This is a genomic window from Moraxella sp., assembly GCF_024227015.1.
Classification (GTDB): domain Bacteria; phylum Pseudomonadota; class Gammaproteobacteria; order Pseudomonadales; family Moraxellaceae; genus Moraxella.
The window spans coordinates 1-722 of record NZ_JAAELD010000369.1 but is presented as its reverse complement, the minus strand read 5'-3'; the positions used below and the strand labels follow the sequence as shown (position 1 = coordinate 722).

The 722-nt window shown below is 46.5% G+C and carries 1 protein-coding gene; it reads right to left on the bottom strand.

From position 1 onward, the window contains the following. Positions 1 to 34 precede the first annotated feature (34 nt). On the bottom strand, positions 35 to 722 hold a 688-nt coding region (locus tag GY683_RS08625; RefSeq protein WP_297288339.1), incomplete at its 5' end, for a DNA polymerase.

The following is a 722-nucleotide window of genomic DNA, read 5'->3' as shown; positions in this document are numbered from 1 at the left end:
CTAAGGTCTATTTATCACTAATCTAAAAGTCTAATCAATGTGCATCTAGCCAACAATCGCCAGTGTCCATTCCGACGACGATAGGCACTTTCAGGCCAGGCATGGCAGTACGCATTTTCTCTTCGATGAGTGGTTTTACATGTTCCAGTTCAGGCTTGAATACATCAAAAACCAATTCATCATGTACCTGCATGATCATCTTCGTTTTTAGTTTTTGCTTTTGCAAAACACGATGAATTTTCACCATCGCCATTTTGATCATGTCGGCAGCAGTGCCCTGGATGGGCGTGTTGATGGCCATGCGTTCGGCATTGCTTCGTACCATTCCGTTTCGGGAGTTGATGTCGCGCAGATAACGTCGACGCCCCATGAGGGTAGTGACGTATCCATTTTTGCGGGCATCCTCCACGGTTTTGTCCATATAGGTTTTTAGCGCAGGATATTGCTTGAAATATTGTTGAATTAATTCGCTGGCCTCAGCACGTTTGATGTCAAGTTGGCGCGATAGATTGGTTGCGCCAGCTCCGTAAATGATGCTGAAGTTTACCGTTTTTGCGCGGTAGCGTTGTGTTTTATCTACTTCATCGAAAGGCACTCCGAACACGCGAGCAGCTGTTGCGCTGTGGATGTCCTGACCTGCAGTGAAGGCTTCGAGCATGGCTTCATCACCGCTTATTTCAGCGATAATGCGCAATTCAATTTGAGAATAATCCGCCGCGAGT